Here is a 17,382-nt window from a genome sequence, read left to right as displayed (position 1 = left end):
CATCTTTACGAGCCTGTGCTTCATGCGGCCAAAGGAAGCAAAATCCAGATTGCACCGGTTTCATTGAATGAGAGCGAATTCCAGTTCCTGGATGATCTGCGCCTCTTCATCGAAAAGGATCAAGCACGGCTGGCGGCGGAGGGAATTGAACTATTCTTGCTTCGAAATGAGAGCCGCGGGCGCGGGGTGGGCTTCTTTGAGGCAGGAAATTTCTATCCCGACTTCCTTCTATGGCTCGTGAAGGACGGCAGACAGCACTTGGCTTTCGTCGAGCCTCATGGCCTCCAGCATGAAGGCCCTGGCCACAAGAAGATCGAGTTCCATCAGGTCATCAAGGGCATCCAGGCAAGGCTCGCCAGTGAGAACGTTATACTGAACAGCTTTATCGTCACACCGACACGGTTCGGCAAGCTGAACTGGGGCAAGACGATCCATGAATTGGAGGACATGCATGTGCTGTTCATGGAGGATCAGAAAGACACCTATGTCGCCTCAATAATAAATCGAATGGCGGCATAGACGGGGGGGTGGGGAATGTCGGAAATTTCAAACACCAGGCCGAGCTGGTTTGTCGGCGCCGCGTATAATCGTACCGAAGACCAGACGCCCAGATTTCTCGCTGAAGGCATCTGGGAGAACGGCTACGAGGACGGGAAGTACGGCGATCTCGTGTGCTCGATGCGCCCGGGGGACAGGATCGCGATCAAGTCGTCCTACACGCGCAAGCACGATCTTCCGTTCGACAACCGCGGTGCCACTGTCTCGGTGATGGCCATCAAGGCGGTCGGCACGATCATTGCCAATCTAGACGATGGCAAGCGTGTTCAGGTCAACTGGACGCCGGTATCGCCGCCCCGCGAATGGTATTTCTACACAAACCGCGCCACGGTTTGGCGGGTCGTACCGGACGGCTGGATGGAGGATGGCCTCCTCGCCTTCACCTTCGACGGCCAGCAGCAGGACCTCGACCGGTTCCGGAATGAACCGTTCTGGCGGGAGCGGTTCGGCGACGCGAACGGCGAGCAGCGTTTCCGCTGGACATCCTTCTACAGCGCCGTTGCGGCAAAGCTCCTGGACTACCGGGCAGACCGCAAGCCCCTGATCGATGGCATCCATGCAATCGCGCAAGAGATGGCGGGGCTCGGGTATTTGCAGGACCGCTACCCGGAAGGCGGTACTGGCCCACTGCGCGACATCTGCCCCTTTACGGCGATGGGCACGTTCAACCGATCCATGACCGACTCCAATCGGAGCGCGATAGCGGGAGCGCTTGCCAAGCTGATCGGCGTCGAGGAGGAGCCTCCGAGCACCTTCGAGGGAATTCCGGTCCTCAACAACCAGCGATCCTGGTTCTTTCGATACGGCGACAAGCGCGGCGAAGGCGACATCGACAAACTATGGGACCTGTTCGCTGCCGCGGCAGCGTTGGCGGAATCTGATCAGCCCGATCAGCGGGACCAATTCATCGCCCGCTACGACGCGGCCATCGACGTTTGGGGCGCCTCATGGAACCTCTCGACCGGGCTCTACTGGTCGCATCCGTGGGAGTTCCCAACCCTCGACAGCAACTCGCGCTCGTTCCTCACCGGCCGGCTGCAGATGCGGATCCCGACGATAGGGCCGCAGAAGCCGTGCAGTGGCGCCACCTATCTCAAGCTGGTGGACGATCTGAAGGCGCGCTTTTCTGAGGAGAGCTACCCGGTCCACAGCTTCCCCGAACTGTCGCTGGCCGCATGGCACTACAAGGGGCCCGAAGAGTCTCAGGCCGAGGCCGACCAAGGCGGCGCGGCGCCCAATGAGGACGAAGAAGATGCGGCTATCGTCGATCCGGTCCAGACGCCAGCGCCAGCTGTGCCATACGATGTTGACGACATCCTGCGCGAGGGCTGTTTTCTGGAGCGCGGGGAGATCGACCGGCTGCTGGAGCGCTTGCGCACGCGCAAGAACCTGATCCTGCAGGGACCGCCGGGAACGGGCAAGACTTGGATGGCTAAACGCCTCGCATTCGCACTGATGGGGGAACGCGACGAGGCGCGCGTCCGTGCGGTCCAGTTCCACCCAAACCTCTCCTACGAGGATTTCGTGCGCGGATGGCGTCCGAGCGGCGATGGCAAGCTGACCCTTGCCGACGGCGTCTTCATGGAGGCGATCCGCGCGGCGCTCGGTCGCCCAGACGCCCGCTTCGTCGTCATCATTGAGGAGATCAACCGTGGGAATCCCGCGCAGATCTTCGGCGAACTGCTGACGCTTCTGGAGGCGGGCAAGCGCACACCGCGCGAGGCGCTCGAGCTCTGCTATCCCGATGCCGACGGCATCCGCCGCCCGGTTCATGTGCCCGAGAACCTCTTTGTCATCGGCACGATGAACATCGCTGACCGCTCGCTGGCGCTGGTCGACCTCGCGTTCCGCAGGCGCTTTGCCTTCGTCGGACTTGAGCCGAGGCTGGGTGAAGCCTGGCGAGGGTGGGTAACCGAGAAGGGCGGCGTCGATCCCGCCCTCGTCGATGACATCGAGCGGCGTATCGTGGCGCTGAATGCGCAGATCGCCGAGGCGTTCGGCCGTCAGTTCGAGATCGGGCACAGCTATGTCACACCGACGGCAAAACTCGAACCCGGCGCAACGCGCGAGTGGTTCCGTCAGGTCGCTGAAACGGAGATCGGCCCGCTGCTTGACGAATACTGGTTCGACGCGCCCAAATCGGCACGAGAGGCACTCGACCGGCTGTTGCAGGGATGGTGATCGCCGATGCCGGGGTTGCGCCTGAGAGCGCTGCTGCGGGGTTCATCGGCCGCATCCCCGTGCGCAATATCTGGCTCCTGATGCTTTACGCCTCGGACCTATTCCGGAAGGCCGGGCCCACGCGCGTCGACGTCGAGCGCAACCCCGACGAGATCGCCGATCTCGTCGCTGAGTTATTGGCGCAGGCGGTCGAGGAGCGTCAACGCCAACAGCTGAGCCTCGGTTACCGTCCCCGCAACGCCGACCTATCGCGGGTCCGGGGGCGGATCGACGTGCTGCGCACGGAGCGCCGACGGTTACTCGCGCGCGGAGCTGTGGCGTGCCGCTTCGTCGAGCTCAGCGTCGATACACCGCGCAACCGCTACGTCCGCGGCGCACTTGAGGCCGTGGCGCGGCTGGTAACGCGCCCCGATCTGCGCCATCGCTGTCGACGGCTGGCGGTAGACATGCAGGCGCAAGGTGTGGCTGGGGCCATGCCATCGCGCGCCGAGCTCAGTGCCGACCGGATCGGTCGTCATGACGCCAAGGACAGCGAAATGCTCGCAGCGGCGATGCTTGCGATGGATCTCGTTCTGCCCACAGAGCGAGCTGGCGCGCGCCGCTTGCCGATGCCGGAAAGGGAAGAGCAGTGGGCTCGGCGGCTATTCGAACGCGCCATCGGCGGCTTCTACAGAACCGTACTGCCACGGGAGCGCTGGCGCGTGCGGACGGGTGGCTTGCTCGACTGGCCGATCGATTGGTGGACCGAAGGCGCACGCGACATAATGCCCGGGATGCAGACTGATATTGTGCTCGACGATGTGTTGGCTACCCGCCGTATCGTGATCGACACCAAGTTCACCAGAATCGTGACGACGGGCTGGCGCCGCGAAACGACGCTGCGCAGCGGGTACCTCTATCAAATCTATTCGTACATACGTTCACAGGCAGGACGTAGCGACCCGCTGGCCGACAACGCGGAGGGCTTGCTCCTGCACCCGGCCATTGGTGAAATGTTTGATGAAGCCGTCTCATTGCACGGACATCTCATTCGCTTCGCCACTGTAGATCTGGCGGCCGACAGCGGAGCTATCCGTGAGCAACTTCTGAAGCTCACGTTGCAGTTCAAAGAAGAGACTGATCATGGCAAGCACGTCCGAGCTTGATCCCGCATGACGCTGTAGTCGGCGAGCATTTCGGCAATAGCCGACCCCTCCGGCAGCAGATCGAGCTCGTCGGCTGCGCGCGCCTGGAACTCGCGGCTATACTCGACCACCGGTGGGCAGACGGTCGTGACGCGGGGGTCAGAAGCGACCGTGGCGCAGCCGGTCAGCGAGATCATTGCGATCGCGAGGGCGGCGGGCCGCCGCATCGAGCAACTGGCGTTGGACGTCATTGGTCTTCTCCGAGGTTTCGAGGCGTTCGGCAAGCCGACCCGCACGCTCGCCGGAGCGCCGGAGCGCGAGCAAGAACAGGAGCACCGCGAGTGCGATGGCTCCGTAGCGCAGGACCGCCCGCATCCACGGGGCGGCTGCGATCCCGGTGAACAGAGCAGCGATCATCGACGCCCCCGCTTCCAGTCGTCGATGCGGGCGTAGATCGTGACGGCAAGGCCCGCGAGCGCCACTGCAATGAACACCCAGCGCAAGGTGTCGAGATAGGGCACGAGCGGCAGGATGGCGGTCTGTGTCTCCGTGAGAACGTTCTGCGCCACCTCGACACCCGCGGCGCCCAGCGTCGCCACGCCAGCTGCGCCGCTGCCCTTCATCGTGCGGCTGTCGGCCAGGACCTCTCGTGCGGGCGGCGTTTCTTCGGCGAACGCCGTCGCCCGGACCGGGAACCGCTCGCCCCACTGACGCGCCGGGCCGAGATCGATGTGGATGAAGCCCGAGCGCGGATAGTAGCCGAACCCCTTGAACCCGACGGCTCGGGCGGCGGCCTCGAAAGCCACCGGATCGTGGTTCGCCATGGCGATGTCGAAGGCGGTGCCGTCCATGTGCTTCGAGCGCGGTGCGCCGCCGATGGCGCGATTGTGCTGCGGGCTGCGATAGGCCGAACGGACGATGAGGGGCTTGCCGAGCCGGTCGCGCAGCGCCTGGAGCTTGTCGAGCGCCTCCTCGTGCACACGGATGGCGCCTGTGCCGCGACAGGCGATCTCGGCAGGCGAGAAGTTCTTCCAGCGCCAACGGTTGCTGGGCACATCGCGCCAATGGCGATAGGTGATGGCAGTCATGAGCGGTCTCCGGACAGGATGACGCCCACCCCTCTGCAAAAGAGGGGCGGGCGCGAAGGATGGGATGGAAGGCGCGGCGTGAGGGCCGGTCGGCCCCATGCCGCGGCGGTTCGGTTCAGGTCAGCAGGTTACCGGTGCAACCGTGCCGATCGCGCGGACGGCGCGCCTTCACGCCGAGAGGGAGCGGCGCGGTATCCGGCAGGGCCGAACCTCCGCGCCCTGCCTTCCCCGCCGGCATCGCCAGCAGCGCGCGGCAGGCCTCGGCGAGCGCGCAGGCCGCGGCGCGGCGCAGCCGGACGGCGGCAAGGCTTTCGCGGCTCATCGGCCCAGCCTTTCCTGGATGACGGCGGTGAGCGCGGCGAGCGAGGCGGCGAGTTGGCGGTCGGCCTCGAGCCGCTCGCGGTCATAGGCGAGCCGCTCCCTGGCGGTGGTCATGCGCTCCCACACCAGCCAGCCGATGATGAGGCCGGCCGGCCCGAAGCGGGTGGCAAGCTCGAGGATGAGCGATGGCTCCATGATGCTCCTCCTTTCGTGCGATCAGCCGGCAGCGAGGAAGGTGATGCCGGCAAGCGAGCTGAACACGCTGTTCGATCCCTGGACGATCACCTCGCCCGCGGGCGTCACATCGACCCGGTAGGCGCCGCCGCCCGACCAGCAGGCGAACATCAGCCGCTCGGCCGGACGATAGCCGGCAAGCAAAGTGAACACGGTGCCATCGGTGCCGGCCTGCATCAGCCCCTCGATGCTCACCCGCCCATGGGCATCGCGCCAGTAGCGGGGTGAGGCATAGCCCGATCCGTAGCCGATCCAGCCGAGGGCCAGCGTCGGGATCTGCATGGCTTCGGCCGGCAGGTCGCCCCAGGCGCTGCCGGAGAAGGTCACGAGCCGCTGGGCCTGCTCGTCCCACAGCCGCCAGCCCGCGCGCGGCACGAGGAAGCGCCAGCCCGATTGCCACAGTGCGATCCGGCCGCTCTGACCCGTCCACGCACCGGTGGCGCCGGGCCCGACGATCCACGCCTCGCCCTCGGCGGGCGCGGCCGGCGGGGCGGAGAGGTGGCGGCCCTTGACCCGCCCCTGCACCAGGGCATCGAGCAGGATCAGCGCCTCGTTGTGGGTCACCTCCTTCTGCGCCTGGGCGGCATCGATGAAGGGCAAGGCAAGGTTGGGAGTGGTCGTCACAGGGTCACCTCCAGGGCTGCGCCGCGCCCCACCCGCTCGCTCAGCTGGTGGATGCGGCAGGTCACGGCAGGTTGCACGGTGCCGAAGTCGGCGATCTGGTCCGCAGCCGGGTAGAGCGCCTGCGGCTGGGTGGTGGCGATGGTGCGCCTGACGCTGCTGCCTGCCATGATGTCGATCTGATATGCCTCGCCCGCCTCGCCGAGCGGGGCATCGACATGGTCGCTCCAGGGCGCGGGCCAGCGGGTGCGGCGGATCCAGCGGATCGCCAGATCGCCCGCGCCGTTGCGCTCACCTCGCGCATGGACGGGAGCAAGCGGGATCAGCGCGCGCGCCTGCCAGGCAAGGCTGATGGTCGGCGCATCCTCGGCCCGGGTGCCGAGCGAGACCGCGCGCCATTGGCGCAGCGCCCCGCGCTCGGCCAGCGGCAGGGCGAGCCGGGCGTTCCCGGCGGAGCCAGTGAGCAGCACGAAGCGCTCGCCTGGGCCATGGGCGCCGATCGCATCACCGGTGCCGCGCCGCCCGCGCAGCAGGGTGGCAAGACGCCAGGTGCCCGGCGCGACCAGTTCGGCATCGCGGAACTGGATCACCTCCCCGCCGACGAGGCAGGCATTGGCGCCGGAGAGCACCGCCGCCTCGCTCACGCTCTCGAGCGTGTCGGACGGATCGAGGAGGCTGACGGTGAGGCTGCTTGCCCGGTCCCAGACATGGGGCGAGGCCGGTGGCAGGACGTCGAGCGCGGTGCCGAGCACGGCTGCCTCGGTGAGGTCGGCGAGCCGCTCCCAGGTGGCGCCGCCATCGGCCGATCGCTCGAGCACCGCGCCGCGCCAGCCGGCCGAGGCCCCGGCCGCGGCGAGCAGCAGGTGCGGCCCGTCGTCCTCCTCGCGCAGCAGCGGCAGATCGAGGAGGTGGGCGGTGGTCACCCCGGGCAGCAGCACTTCCTGCGGCGGCACCGGGGCCGGCGCGGCGCTGGCGATGCGCGAGAGCGCGGCGGCGCCGTCGGTCACCGCCTCGACCAGCAGGCTGCCCGGCAGGCGCAGCTCGCGCCGGGTGACCCGCAAGGTGCGCGCGCGGCCCTCGCCATCCAGCACCACCAGCTTGTCGCCCGGCTCGACGTGGAGATAGGCGATCGGCAGCTGGCAGGTGACCGTGTCGCGCCCGAGCCACTGGAGCCAGACCATGCGCTCGGCGATCGCCTTGGCCTCGGAGGCCTCGAGCACCAGCGGCAGGTCGACCGAGAGATCGGCGGTGCTGGGGCTGGTCGAGCGGCGGGCGCGCTGCGCGTTCACCTGGTAGTCGCGCGCGGGATCGAGGTGCTGCACGGTGATCTGGCGCGGCAGTTCGGCCTCCGCCGTGCGCCGGAGCTCGAGCGGCGGCGGCTCGCTGCCGAAGGGGTGGGCGCCGAGTTCGCCGGCGGGCACCCGCGCGACCGGCGTGCCATCGGCGGGGAAGAAGGCGAGCGCGCCCTCGATCTCGGCGGCATCGAAGAAGAAGGCGCTGCGCAGCGGCTCGAGCACCTGGCGGATGCTTGCCGGGCGCGCCACGGCATAGCCGGCAAGGTCGATGCGCCCGGTGCGCGCGGCATCGAGGAAGGGCACGCCGGCGAGGCTGCACAGCTCCTCGATCACGCTCGCCACCGTGGCCGAGGCCTGCGCCTCGACCTCGAAGGTGAAGTTGGGGATGCGGTTGCCGAAGTCGGCAAGCTCGAGGCGCTCGAACACCACATAGGCAAGACCGCGGTGCGCCGGGCAGCCCGCCGCACCGAGGGCTGCCTGCATGGCGGGATCGGGCATCTGGTCCTCGCTGCCGGGGTAGACGCGCAGCGCCTCGGCGTGGCGCTGCACCCCGTCGGCATCGCGGAACAGCTTACCAGCGGGTCAGTCGCGGCAGAACCATCCGCCCGAGCGCGCCGCACAGCGCGACCGGCGCGATATGCCACACGCCGAGGTGCTCGACGCTGTCGATCGGGCACGACAGGCCGTAAGCAAAGCTGCCGATCGCGCCAGCGGCGATACCGGCCCAAAGGTTTGCCACGCCGGTCGAAACCGGTGCCCCGCGGCGCAGCCACCAGGTCATCGCGGCAAATGTCAGCAGCGAGGCCAGCATGCCCGATGTCAGGCAGTACATGCTGCGCGAATCGAACAGGTCCGCGATCGCATGCCCGGCGGCGATGGTGGTCAACACTGCGGTCAGGGGAATGATCGCCACCATTGCGGTCGCCCATTTGGGCGCATCCTGGCGATTGCCTACCGCGGGCGAGGCGAGCGACAGCACTGCCGCCGCCGCCGCCAGCCCGAGCAGCAGCAGCAGTCCGTTGGTGACGAAGAAAATCGGCGCAGCATTGCCGGCCAGTGCCGCTTGCCACAGCCCTTCGTAGAGCCCCACGCCGAGCACGGTGGCACCGACGGCGACCAGTGCCACCAGCCACCCGTTGCGCCGCTTGAGCGGGGCCACTGGTGCCAGGTCTTCGACGAGGGAAGCGATCAGGGGATTGGGAACCCGGTTCATGGTCATTCTGCTTTCTCGATCAGCGTGGCCAGCTTCTTGAGACCGCGGTGGATATTCACCTTCACGGCCGATTCGCTCTGACCAGTTCTGTGTGAGGCTTCCTCGATGGACAGCCCCTCGATCTTCACCAGTTCGATCGCCTCGACCTGCTTGTCCGGCAGGTGGACGAACAACCGTTCCAGGCTCATCCGGGCAAGGACCGCTTCTTCCTCGCTGTCCTCCGCCGCGTCATGGTCGCCCAGCGCCTCTTCCTCGCTCCGGTAGACCCGGCGCAGATGGTCGACCCAGCGGTAGCGGGCAATCGCCGCCAGCCACGGCAGGAACGCGCGGGACGAATCCCATGTGGCCCGTTTGTGGTGCAGCGCCATCAGCACCTCCTGCACCAGGTCTTCCATTTGCCCCGGTGCGACCCGACGGCGGAAGTAGCGTTCAAGCCATAACTGCGCTTCGGTGAGCAGCACGGTATAGGCCTGCCTGTCACCGGCCTGGCTTTGCGCCATCAACCGGGCCAGGGTAGATTCGTCGGCAATCATCGACGCCTCCCGGTCCGGCTCACTGCCGCAGCTTGCCGAAGCCGTGGTCCAGCGACAGAATGCCGCCGCCACGCACGATCAGCACTGCTGCCAGCGCGGCCCATAGCACATGCACCTGCCACCAGGCTTCCGGATAGACGAACAGTTGGATGACCATGGTCATGCAGAGCAGCGCCAGCGCGGAAAAGCGGGTGGCAAGGCCGAGCACCAGCAGGATCGGGAATATGTGCTCCGCATAGGTCGCCATCGGTGCGGCGATCCCGGGCGGGAACGGCACGCCGGAGTAATCGGTCTCGAACAGGAACCGGGTGGTGTCGCTGATCTCGAGCCAGCTGCCTTCTACCACCTTGCTCCGGCCCGAGCGCCAGAATACTCCGGCCAGAGCGAGCCGGACCAGCAGCAGCATCGCGCCTTCTGTGAATGAGGCCTGTGCCAAGGCAACGGCCCGGTCGTAAAGTGCGGTCAGCTTCGGCATGCTATCCGGCTCCCCTGTTTGCCTGTGCAATCAGCGATCGATCGGCTTGAGCGAGCCCTTGCCCTTGGGGGTCGAGATCTTTTCGCACGAACCCTTGGCGACCAGCTTCCAGGCATTCCCCTGGTAATCGCGGGTCGAGGTTCCGGCGCAGCTGGTGCCCGGGCCGGCGGCGCAATCGTTCTGGCCGGCTTTGGCGACGCCGTAGCACTTTTCCATCGGCGCCTTCTGTGCCGCGACCGGGCCGGTGGCGAGGCCGGCGACCAGGCTGGCGGAAATGGCAAGCCCGGCGGCGCGGGCAATCTTGGCGGTATTCATCGGTCTTCTCTCCGTTGGGGGGACTGCATTCTTTGCCCGGACCATGCCGGACGAGGGCCGTTTCGCACCAATTGCCGGGTCGGTTACAGCGACGCGACTATTTTGCTGCTGTCGCTTTTCCTGTAACCTGTCTGGCAGGACAGGCGAACACTGCCATGTCCACTACGGACGACGACACCGTCATCTTGTCCATCAATCCTGCGGGAGAACCCTCATGACCAACATTCGCACCACCACTTTCGCTGCCGCCGCTGCCGCGCTGGCCCTGACTTCAGCTGCCGCCTTTGCCGCCGACGCCCCGGCCGGCAGCAAGGGCCGTGCGATCGGCGCCGACGACACCGTCCACTGCTATGGCGTGCACAGCTGCAAGGGCAATTCCGACTGCGCCACCGCCGAACACCAGTGCAAGGGCCAGAACGCCTGCAAGGGCCATGGCTTCAAGGCCATGAAGGCCGGCGAGTGCCTGACCAAGGGCGGCGTGATCGGCGATCTCGGCTGATCAGCTTCCCCAGGGCGGCCCGTCTTTCTGGCCTAGCCCCCTCCCTGCCCAGGGAGACGGGCCGCACCTTTGTCCTCCGGATCATTGCCCATGCACCGTGATGTCATTCCGTTTTCCGGCTTCGGCCTTGGTCTGCGGCGCGAGCACTATCCGGATTTCCTGACCGGAGAGGCTGCGGTCGACTTCGTCGAGGTGATCTCGGAAAATTTCATGGTCGACGGCGGGCGCCCGCTTGCGGTGCTCGAGCAGGTCCGTGCGAGCTATCCGGTAATCCTGCACGGCGTATCGCTGTCGATCGGGTCGGCGCATGGGGTCAATGCCGCCTACCTTCGCCGCCTGCGCGCACTGGCCGACCGGATCGAGCCGCTATGGGTATCCGACCACCTGTGCTGGACGCGGACCAGTGCACACAACAGCCATGACCTGCTGCCGCTGCCCTATACCCGGGAGGCGCTGGATACGGTGTGCGACAATATCCACCGGTCACAGGACGCGCTGGGCCGGACCATGTTGTTCGAAAACCCGTCGAGCTATCTCACCTTCCCCGAAGACGAGATGACCGAATGGGAGTTCATCGCGGAGATGGCCCGGCGGACCGGCTGTGCGCTGTTGCTCGACGTCAACAACGTCTACGTCAGCAGCCGCAATCACGGGTTCGATGCCGATGCCTATATCGCCGCGCTGCCGCATGACCGGGTGCGCCAGGTCCACCTCGCCGGTCACACCCCGGGCGAGATCGTGATCGACACCCACGACCGCGCCGTGTGCGACGAAGTCTGGGCGCTCTACGAACGGACCATGGCGCTGCTTGGCCCGGTTGCGACGATGATCGAGCGCGATGATGCGATTCCGCCGCTGGAAGAACTGCTGGACGAGCTTGACCTTGCACGAGCATTCGCCGCACCGGCGGCCGAAGTGGTCCCGGCGTGACGCTCGCCCGCCAGCAAACCGCCTTCATGGCGCAAGTGCTCGACGAGGACGCGGCTCTCCCGCCCGGCTGGAGTGAGCGCCAGGCAGCGGGCATGGCGGTCTACCGTAACAACTATCGCACCACGCTGGTCGAGGCGCTGCGCGCGACTTACGAGCGCACCGCGCGATGGGTCGGAGAAGAGTCTTTCGCCCGCGCCGCCGCCCACCACCTGATCCTGCACCCCCCGACAAGCTGGACGCTCGACGTGATCGGCGACGGTTTCCCTGAAACACTGGTCGAGCTGTTCGCGCGCGATCCCGAAGTGCCCGAGCTGGCTGCGCTGGAATGGGCCATGCACTGCGCCTTCGCCGCTGCCGATGCGGTGCCGCTCGACGGGCTCGGGCTAGGAGCGGCGACCGCAGCGTTCGGCGAGGACGACTGGGAGGCGATGCGGATCACGTTCGTACCCGGTACTGCGGTCGTTCCTGCCGGTCACGACCTCGTCGCCCTCTGGCAGGCGCTGGCCGCCGAGCCTTTCACCGCGCCCGACTATGCGCTGACCGAACCCATGTGCCTGCAGGTTTGGCGCGAAGGGCTGAACCCGGTGTTCCGCCCGGTTGATCTGGTTGCCGGCCGCGCGCTCGATCTGGCGCTCGGCGGCGCAAGCTTCGGTAACGTCTGCGCCGCGCTGGTCGAGGCGCTGGGCGAGGAAGCGGGCGTGGCCCGTGCAGGAGCGCTGCTGAGCGAGTGGATCGGCGACGGGCTGGTGGTGGCGGTCAGGTGCTGAACCGCTCGCCGACCAGTTCCTCGGATACCGTCCACAGCTGCTCCGCATTGTCACGATCGACCGCGTAGGACCGTACGGAGCCGTTGGGGTCGGCATCGTCGACCGCCGCAACGTGGCAATCCTCGCAGTAGACGCCGCCCTGGCCCGTCAATTCCGGCGCCGTCGCCGCCCAGCAGGTGGTCGCGGCGCCCTGCTCGACTGTCTTGAAGGTGAACCCTCCGCCCGCGCTTTCCTGGATCCGGGCCATCATTTCTGCGATGTCTTCCTGCGTCAGGTGGCGGCCGAGATTGGTCATGATTCCGCCCGGATGGACCGCGAGCACGTCGAACCCGCGTGCCGCCAGCCGCGCCTGCAGCGCGACCGTGAACAGCACGTTGGCGGTCTTCGACTGGCCGTAGCTCTCCCACTTCTCGTAGGCACGTGAATGGTAGTTGAGGTCTTCGAAGTGGACGTGATCGCGATGGTGCGCGCGGCTGGAGAGGTTGACGATCCGCTTGCCCCGGCCCGCCTCGAGCAGCGGCAGCAAGTGCATGGTCAGGACGAAATGGCCCAGGTGGTTGGTGCCGAACTGCATCTCGAACCCGTCGGCGGTGCGCTCCAGCGGGCAGGCCATGACCCCGGCGTTGTTGAGCAGCAGGTCGATCACCGGGAAGCGGGTCGCGGCCTCTGCGGCACAGGCGCGCACGCTGGCGAGCGAAGCCAGGTCAAGCACGATCGTCTCCACCGCCGCACTCGACACCGCCGCGCGGATTGCCGCTGCCGCCGCATCGAGCTTGGCCGGATCGCGCGCCGCCAGAACGACCCGCGCACCGCGCGCCGCCATTGCCCGCGCGGCCTCCTGCCCGATGCCCGAGGCACCGCCGCCGGTCACCAGCGGCGGGGTGATGGCGAGGGTCTGCACCGGCCCGCTGGTGGCGGAAGTGACGGTATAGGCCGGGACATCGGGATGCGAGCCGAGGATATAGACCCGCGCGCCCGGGGCGATCGGTCCGCCATCGCCGACGTTGAGCGTGATCGTGCTGGTCCCCGGTGCCGCCGGGGCGGCGAGCGCGCAGTCGCCCCGCCCGGCGGCGAGCGGCTGCAGCGAGATGAACAGGCGCTTCACATCGTGCCAGGGCACTGGCGCATCGGCGTAGAAGCCGCCGCGCGTGGTCTCGTCGAGCACCATGCGGATGTGGCAGGCATCGGGCGTGCCGCTGGTGGCATAGTTCCACAGCCGCACGTAGTGGGTGCCATTGCGGTATGTCTCGACCGTGAGCGAGACCGATTGCAGCCGGTCCATTGGCCGGATGCCAGAGGAGAACCAGTCGAACTCCAGCACGCAGCCGCGGCAGTCCCGCGCGCGGTGGTAGGCGAACAGGCCGTGGTCCGCCCGGTCCTCGGTGTGCCAGATCAGGCCGGCAAGGTCGCGGTTGGTGCGGAACACCGCGCGCACTCGCAGCGCATCCGGCCCGGTGGTGATGACGCTCGCCATCATCGGCAGCGGAAAGTCGACCGTCCAGTATGCCGGCTCGAAGCGGCGGATCGTGGCATCGGCCTCGGCGCGGCGCGGCCAGGTGACGAGGCGGCTCATTCGCGGATCTCCACGATCGGGATCTCGTCGAAGCGCATCACCCCGGGCACCGGCGCGCTCGCCTCGAGCCGGTCGGTATCGAAGCGCGCCGGCACGTCGAAGGCAAAGCCCGCGCTCACCGCCACGCCGGCCGGCACGGGACTGTCGAAGATGACAAGACCGGTGTCGTGCGCGACCGTGAACCCGGAGGCCTGCTCGATCCCGCCCAGCGCCACGCGCACGCTGCCCGCCACGGGGCGGGTGATGCGGCGAATATGCGCGCTCGGCCCGCTGCCATAGGTCTTGATCAGCTGGAAGAACTGCCGCGCCCCGTCGCCGGTGCCGAGCAGCTGGTCGGTGGGCGAAGGCGCGGCACGAACGCTGCACGACTTCCAGTCGGACCAGTCGCGCAAGCGAAAGCCCCGCGCCCGCCCGGCCCGGGCATGGAAGAAGGCGAGCAGCGCCTCGTGATCGGCAAGGGTGCGCACCCCCGGCGCCACGTTGAAGCGCCGCCGCGCCCCGGCCCAGTTGCGGTTGCGCTGCTCGAAGCCCGATGCCACCTCTGTCACCTCGGTCGAGAACTCCGGCCCCGCACTCGAGCCGATGGAGATGCCGATGGGAAAGAGCACGTCGTCGAAGTCGGTCATCAGACCCCCCGCCGCCCCTCGCTGAGCATGCGCGCGAGGCGGGCGCCGGCCTGCGCGGCTGAGCGGCGCACCTCCTCGCGATTGCTCACCGGCCCGTTGAAGTTGATCACCACATCGCCCGCTGCGGCCCGCTCGGAGAGCTGCCCGGCGAGCTTGGCGGCCTGGCGGCGGGTGAGCACCACCTCGCCGCGCTCGAGGATCGCGGGCACCTCGTGCGGGCCGAGCCCGGCCACCCCGCCGCCATGGAGCCGCGGCGCGGCAGCGAAGGCAAGCGCGGGCACCCGCCGCATCGGCGCGGGCGCGCCCACCACCCCGCCGGCATGGAAGATCGAACCGAACAGCGAGCCGAAGAGGTTGCCAAGATCCAGCCCTTGCGAGAACATGCGCGCGAGCGGCTCGGTCACCGCCTGGCGGAACACCAGCCGGGCGAGATCGGCAAGGATCGAGTCGATCAGCCCGCGAAAGTCGAGCTTGCCGGTGGTCACGAAGCGGGCGAAGGCATCCTCGGCCGAGCGCAGGGCGCCGGTCAGCGCCTGGCCCAGCCCCTTGCCCCAGTTGGCCGCCTCCTCGGCATAGCGCGCCAGTTCCTCGCGTACCGCCGCCCAGCCGCGCGCGGCCTGCTCGGCCGCCTGCGTGATCACCTCTCCGGCCTCGCGCGAAGCACGCCCCGCGCGCTCGGCCGAACCCTCGGCGCCGCCGCCGGGCTCTCGGCCAGCCGATCCGCCGTTGCCGCCCCCGGCCGCACCCGCATTGCCGCCGCCGCCACCGATCGCCTCGAGGCGCTCGTCGAGCATGGCGGCGGCCTCGCCCGCTTCGCCGATCCTGCGGTCGGCCTGCTGCATCGCCTCGCCCAGCGCTTCGAGCGCGGCGAGCGGCGCGAGCGCCTGCGCGCGCAGGGCATCGGCGCGGGCAAAGGCCGCATCGCTTTGCTGTCGCGCCGCGCCCGCCATGCGCCCCAGCCCTTCGGGCATGGCGAAGGGATCGTCGGCGAAGGCCTCGGCAAAGGCGCGCCTTGCGGCACTGCCGGCCCGCGCCGCGGCCCCGGCGAAGCGGTTCTCGATCCGCGGCAGGTCGATCTCGGGCACCAGCGCGATGCGCCGCTCGGAACCCAACAGGTCGAGCCCGGCATTGGCGGCCGCGAGCAGGCGGTTGATGCCGCGCACCGCAGCGTTCAGCATGCGCTCGAGCGCCCCGATCAGGGCATTGGCCGCACGCACCGCCAGATCGCCGAGCGCCTGCGGCAGGCGCTGCCAGATCGCAATCGCGGCGGCCAGCGCGGCCTCGAACAGGTTGACCGTGCGGTTGGCGAAGGCCACCACGCCGCGCACCGCGCCATCGAGCGCCTCGAGCACCGCGGCGCGGATCGCGTGCCAGACCGCGGCGATCCGCTCTCCGGCCACCTCAGCGAGGAGGCCCATGCGCTCCCACACCTCGCGCGCGAGATCGCCGAGCAGCGCCAGGGCCTCGCCGAAGCTGCCCGCGCCCTGCACGAGCCGGGAGAACTGGTAGACCAGCTCGCCCGCCGCCACGATCACGAGGCCGATGCCCGTGCGCGCCAGCGCGCCGCGCAGCACCACCAGCCCGGTGGCAAGGCTGCCGGTCGCGAGCGCGGCCGCCGCCAGGCTCGCCACCCAGCGCCCGGCCATGAAGGCGGCCAGGACAAGCCCGGTCGCCACCAGCCGGCCGATATTGTCGATCAGCAGCCCGATCGCCTGGCCCACCACGCCGCTGCGCCGCGCCAGCGCGGCCAGCCCATCGGCGATGGCGGTGAGCACCGGGGCGGCGGCCACGGTCAGCTGGTTGACCAGCCCCTGCCAGACCAGCTGCAGCCTTGCGATGGCATCGCCCGCCTCCTCGATCGCCGCGGCATCGCTCTGGGAGACCGCCACGCCGAAGTCCGCGACGTCGCGGGTCGCCTGCTGGAGCGTGGCCGTATCGATCCGCATGAATGCCAGCGCGGCGCGGTTGCCGAACAGGTCGCTCGCCACCGCCGCCCGCTCGGCCGGCGGCACGAAGCGCTCGAGCGCCTCGCGGATGGCGATGATGCGCTGATCGACCGGCAGGGCCTGGAGCGCGGCGGCCGAAAGGCGCAGGCGCTGCAGGGCGCCCACCGCCGTGCCGCTGCCGGCCGCCGCCTCGCTCAGGCGCCGGGTGAGCTGGAAGGTGGCCTGCTCGATCTCGCCCATCGACACGCCGGCCAGCTCGCCCGCCCATTGCAGCGTCTGCACACTGGCCACCGTGGTGCCGATCGATTGGGCAAGCTTGGCCTGGCTGTCGATGAGCTCGAGGCCGGAGCGCACCATGGTCACCACACCGGCGGCAAAGGCCGCGGCCATGGCAGCCGCGGCGATGCGGATGCGGGCCTGCAGCGCCGCCGTGCGGTCGCTGGCCGCGTCCATGCCGCGCGCGAGGCGCTGGGTGCTGCGCTCGCCGGCCTCGCCGATCCCCTCGAGCTCAGCGCGCACCTCGCGCCCGCCCACCACCGCAAGGCGAACCGAGACGCGTTTGTCAGCCATGGGCCGGGATATCCTTGCTTTCAGGCAAAGCCGAAGGGCACAAAGGAGAGGTATGGCAGGTGCGGCATCAGACTATGACAGCGACGGGCGTTCTCTCGAAAAGGTTCACGCTCACGGTTCCGGAAAGCATACGAGCAATGCAGGGCTGGCAGCCGGGGCAACGGTTTGCCCTTGTGCCGAAAGGCTCCGGCGTCTTGCTGATGCCGGTGCCCGACAAGGCAAGCCTCGAAGGCATGGCGAAGGGCGCAAGGGCCGAGAACTTCCGTGACCGGAGCGCGTGACCGGCGCTCCTCACCCCTCGGCTGCGATCTGCGCATTGATGGCGCGCACCATCATGGCCTCGATCGCGGGCAGGAACTCGGCTGCGGCGCGCCGGTCGATGCCGAGCGCCTCGGCCATGGCAAGCGCTGCGGCCATGTCGAGCCCGATGACGGCACCGGGCACTGCCCGCAGCTGGCCGGACAGGCGCTGCGCCAGATCCCAGACCAGCCAGCCCTCGAGCGTATGCGGGCG

At 68.4% G+C, this 17,382-nt stretch carries 20 protein-coding genes; 6 read left to right on the top strand and 14 right to left on the bottom strand.

Features of this window, described 5'->3' with window-relative positions:
- From BZF61_RS15800 to mcrC, 3 genes are all read left to right on the top strand, one after another.
- Positions 1-519: hypothetical protein (locus BZF61_RS15800; RefSeq protein WP_211276797.1), on the top strand; the 519-nt coding region annotated here is incomplete at its 5' end.
- Positions 520-534: 15 nt separating this feature from the next.
- The gene (locus tag BZF61_RS14730; RefSeq protein ID WP_086620105.1) at positions 535-2,739 is read left to right on the top strand and encodes an McrB family protein; all 2,205 of its coding nucleotides are present in this window, start codon (positions 535-537) and stop codon (positions 2,737-2,739) included.
- Entirely contained in the window at positions 2,733-3,884 is a 1,152-nt protein-coding gene (mcrC, locus tag BZF61_RS14725) for a 5-methylcytosine-specific restriction endonuclease system specificity protein McrC (RefSeq protein WP_086620104.1), read from the top strand. Before BZF61_RS14730 ends, mcrC begins: the two co-directional genes overlap by 7 nt.
- 138 nt (positions 3,885-4,022) lie before the next feature.
- Here mcrC and BZF61_RS14715 read toward each other — a convergent pair whose 3' ends face one another.
- The 10 genes from BZF61_RS14715 to BZF61_RS14670 all read right to left on the bottom strand — a co-directional run bounded on the left by BZF61_RS14715 (position 4,023) and on the right by BZF61_RS14670 (position 9,958).
- Positions 4,023-4,280, bottom strand: a complete 258-nt coding sequence (locus BZF61_RS14715) for a hypothetical protein (RefSeq protein ID WP_086620102.1) — start codon at positions 4,278-4,280, stop codon at positions 4,023-4,025.
- Positions 4,277-4,951 carry a YcbK family protein gene (locus BZF61_RS14710; RefSeq protein WP_086620101.1) on the bottom strand — a complete coding sequence of 225 codons (675 nt, stop codon included), beginning with the start codon at positions 4,949-4,951 and terminating at the stop codon, positions 4,277-4,279. The genes BZF61_RS14715 and BZF61_RS14710 overlap by 4 nt, the downstream gene beginning before the upstream one ends.
- A gap of 115 nt (positions 4,952-5,066) precedes the next feature.
- Entirely contained in the window at positions 5,067-5,273 is a 207-nt protein-coding gene (locus tag BZF61_RS14705) for a hypothetical protein (protein ID WP_086620100.1), read from the bottom strand.
- Positions 5,270-5,467 (bottom strand): hypothetical protein, encoded by a 198-nt coding sequence (locus BZF61_RS14700; protein ID WP_086620099.1) that lies wholly within the window; start codon positions 5,465-5,467, stop codon positions 5,270-5,272. Before BZF61_RS14700 ends, BZF61_RS14705 begins: the two co-directional genes overlap by 4 nt.
- 21 nt (positions 5,468-5,488) lie before the next feature.
- Positions 5,489-6,130, bottom strand: a complete 642-nt coding sequence (locus tag BZF61_RS14695; RefSeq protein ID WP_086620098.1) for a DUF2793 domain-containing protein — start codon at positions 6,128-6,130, stop codon at positions 5,489-5,491.
- Positions 6,127-7,971: a phage tail protein gene (locus BZF61_RS14690; RefSeq protein WP_086620097.1), complete on the bottom strand. Its 1,845-nt coding sequence runs from the start codon at positions 7,969-7,971 to the stop codon at positions 6,127-6,129. The genes BZF61_RS14695 and BZF61_RS14690 overlap by 4 nt, the downstream gene beginning before the upstream one ends.
- A 22-nt stretch (positions 7,972-7,993) precedes the next feature.
- Positions 7,994-8,635: an NrsF family protein gene (locus BZF61_RS14685; protein ID WP_245804666.1), complete on the bottom strand. Its 642-nt coding sequence runs from the start codon at positions 8,633-8,635 to the stop codon at positions 7,994-7,996.
- A gap of 2 nt (positions 8,636-8,637) precedes the next feature.
- Entirely contained in the window at positions 8,638-9,168 is a 531-nt protein-coding gene (locus tag BZF61_RS14680; protein ID WP_086620095.1) for a sigma-70 family RNA polymerase sigma factor, read from the bottom strand.
- A gap of 19 nt (positions 9,169-9,187) precedes the next feature.
- Positions 9,188-9,643, bottom strand: coding sequence for a DoxX family protein (locus BZF61_RS14675; RefSeq protein ID WP_086620094.1), 456 nt, complete (start codon positions 9,641-9,643; stop codon positions 9,188-9,190).
- Positions 9,644-9,673: 30 nt separating this feature from the next.
- Positions 9,674-9,958: a BufA1 family periplasmic bufferin-type metallophore gene (locus BZF61_RS14670; RefSeq protein WP_086620093.1), complete on the bottom strand. Its 285-nt coding sequence runs from the start codon at positions 9,956-9,958 to the stop codon at positions 9,674-9,676.
- A gap of 214 nt (positions 9,959-10,172) precedes the next feature.
- On the opposite strand from BZF61_RS14670, the gene bufA2 reads away from it, so the two are divergent.
- From bufA2 to BZF61_RS14655, 3 genes are all read left to right on the top strand, one after another.
- Positions 10,173-10,457, top strand: a complete 285-nt coding sequence (gene bufA2, locus BZF61_RS14665) for a BufA2 family periplasmic bufferin-type metallophore (protein WP_086620092.1) — start codon at positions 10,173-10,175, stop codon at positions 10,455-10,457.
- 90 nt (positions 10,458-10,547) lie between these two features.
- Complete coding sequence (gene bufB / locus BZF61_RS14660) at positions 10,548-11,387, top strand: MNIO family bufferin maturase (protein WP_086620091.1); 840 nt, start codon at positions 10,548-10,550, stop codon at positions 11,385-11,387.
- Positions 11,384-12,154: an HvfC/BufC N-terminal domain-containing protein gene (locus BZF61_RS14655; protein ID WP_086620090.1), complete on the top strand. Its 771-nt coding sequence runs from the start codon at positions 11,384-11,386 to the stop codon at positions 12,152-12,154. The genes bufB and BZF61_RS14655 overlap by 4 nt, the downstream gene beginning before the upstream one ends.
- Here BZF61_RS14655 and BZF61_RS14650 read toward each other — a convergent pair.
- The 4 genes from BZF61_RS14650 to BZF61_RS14630 all read right to left on the bottom strand — a co-directional run bounded on the left by BZF61_RS14650 (position 12,144) and on the right by BZF61_RS14630 (position 17,313).
- Complete coding sequence (locus BZF61_RS14650; RefSeq protein ID WP_245804665.1) at positions 12,144-13,727, bottom strand: SDR family NAD(P)-dependent oxidoreductase; 1,584 nt, start codon at positions 13,725-13,727, stop codon at positions 12,144-12,146. The two genes, BZF61_RS14655 and BZF61_RS14650, sit on opposite strands and share 11 nt — an antisense overlap.
- Positions 13,724-14,353, bottom strand: a complete 630-nt coding sequence (locus tag BZF61_RS14645; protein ID WP_086620089.1) for a DUF2460 domain-containing protein — start codon at positions 14,351-14,353, stop codon at positions 13,724-13,726. The genes BZF61_RS14650 and BZF61_RS14645 overlap by 4 nt, the downstream gene beginning before the upstream one ends.
- Positions 14,353-16,869 (bottom strand): phage tail tape measure C-terminal domain-containing protein, encoded by a 2,517-nt coding sequence (locus tag BZF61_RS14640; RefSeq protein ID WP_086620088.1) that lies wholly within the window; start codon positions 16,867-16,869, stop codon positions 14,353-14,355. The genes BZF61_RS14645 and BZF61_RS14640 overlap by 1 nt, the downstream gene beginning before the upstream one ends.
- A 291-nt stretch (positions 16,870-17,160) precedes the next feature.
- Positions 17,161-17,313, bottom strand: coding sequence for a DUF7697 family protein (locus tag BZF61_RS14630; RefSeq protein WP_211276798.1), 153 nt, complete (start codon positions 17,311-17,313; stop codon positions 17,161-17,163).
- Positions 17,314-17,382 lie beyond the last annotated feature (69 nt).

Origin of the sequence: Erythrobacter tepidarius, assembly GCF_002155695.1 — a bacterium.
Classification (GTDB): Bacteria; Pseudomonadota; Alphaproteobacteria; order Sphingomonadales; family Sphingomonadaceae; genus Erythrobacter; species Erythrobacter tepidarius.
Note: the sequence above shows the minus strand (reverse complement) of the source record. Positions and strands in the feature narration are given on the sequence as shown.

Bases quoted from the DNA above. Each gene is read 5' to 3' on its own strand.
- BZF61_RS14730 (WP_086620105.1), top strand. From the start codon at position 535: ATGTCGGAAATTTCAAACACCAGGCCGAGCTGGTTTGTCGGCGCCGCG.
- mcrC (WP_086620104.1), top strand. From the start codon at position 2,733: ATGGTGATCGCCGATGCCGGGGTTGCGCCTGAGAGCGCTGCTGCGGGG.
- BZF61_RS14715 (WP_086620102.1), bottom strand. From the start codon at position 4,280: ATGATCGCTGCTCTGTTCACCGGGATCGCAGCCGCCCCGTGGATGCGG.
- BZF61_RS14710 (WP_086620101.1), bottom strand. From the start codon at position 4,951: ATGACTGCCATCACCTATCGCCATTGGCGCGATGTGCCCAGCAACCGT.
- BZF61_RS14705 (WP_086620100.1), bottom strand. From the start codon at position 5,273: ATGAGCCGCGAAAGCCTTGCCGCCGTCCGGCTGCGCCGCGCCGCGGCC.
- BZF61_RS14700 (WP_086620099.1), bottom strand. From the start codon at position 5,467: ATGGAGCCATCGCTCATCCTCGAGCTTGCCACCCGCTTCGGGCCGGCC.
- BZF61_RS14685 (WP_245804666.1), bottom strand. From the start codon at position 8,635: ATGAACCGGGTTCCCAATCCCCTGATCGCTTCCCTCGTCGAAGACCTG.
- BZF61_RS14680 (WP_086620095.1), bottom strand. From the start codon at position 9,168: ATGATTGCCGACGAATCTACCCTGGCCCGGTTGATGGCGCAAAGCCAG.
- BZF61_RS14675 (WP_086620094.1), bottom strand. From the start codon at position 9,643: ATGCCGAAGCTGACCGCACTTTACGACCGGGCCGTTGCCTTGGCACAG.
- BZF61_RS14670 (WP_086620093.1), bottom strand. From the start codon at position 9,958: ATGAATACCGCCAAGATTGCCCGCGCCGCCGGGCTTGCCATTTCCGCC.
- bufA2 (WP_086620092.1), top strand. From the start codon at position 10,173: ATGACCAACATTCGCACCACCACTTTCGCTGCCGCCGCTGCCGCGCTG.
- bufB (WP_086620091.1), top strand. From the start codon at position 10,548: ATGCACCGTGATGTCATTCCGTTTTCCGGCTTCGGCCTTGGTCTGCGG.
- BZF61_RS14650 (WP_245804665.1), bottom strand. From the start codon at position 13,727: ATGAGCCGCCTCGTCACCTGGCCGCGCCGCGCCGAGGCCGATGCCACG.
- BZF61_RS14645 (WP_086620089.1), bottom strand. From the start codon at position 14,353: ATGACCGACTTCGACGACGTGCTCTTTCCCATCGGCATCTCCATCGGC.
- BZF61_RS14640 (WP_086620088.1), bottom strand. From the start codon at position 16,869: ATGGCTGACAAACGCGTCTCGGTTCGCCTTGCGGTGGTGGGCGGGCGC.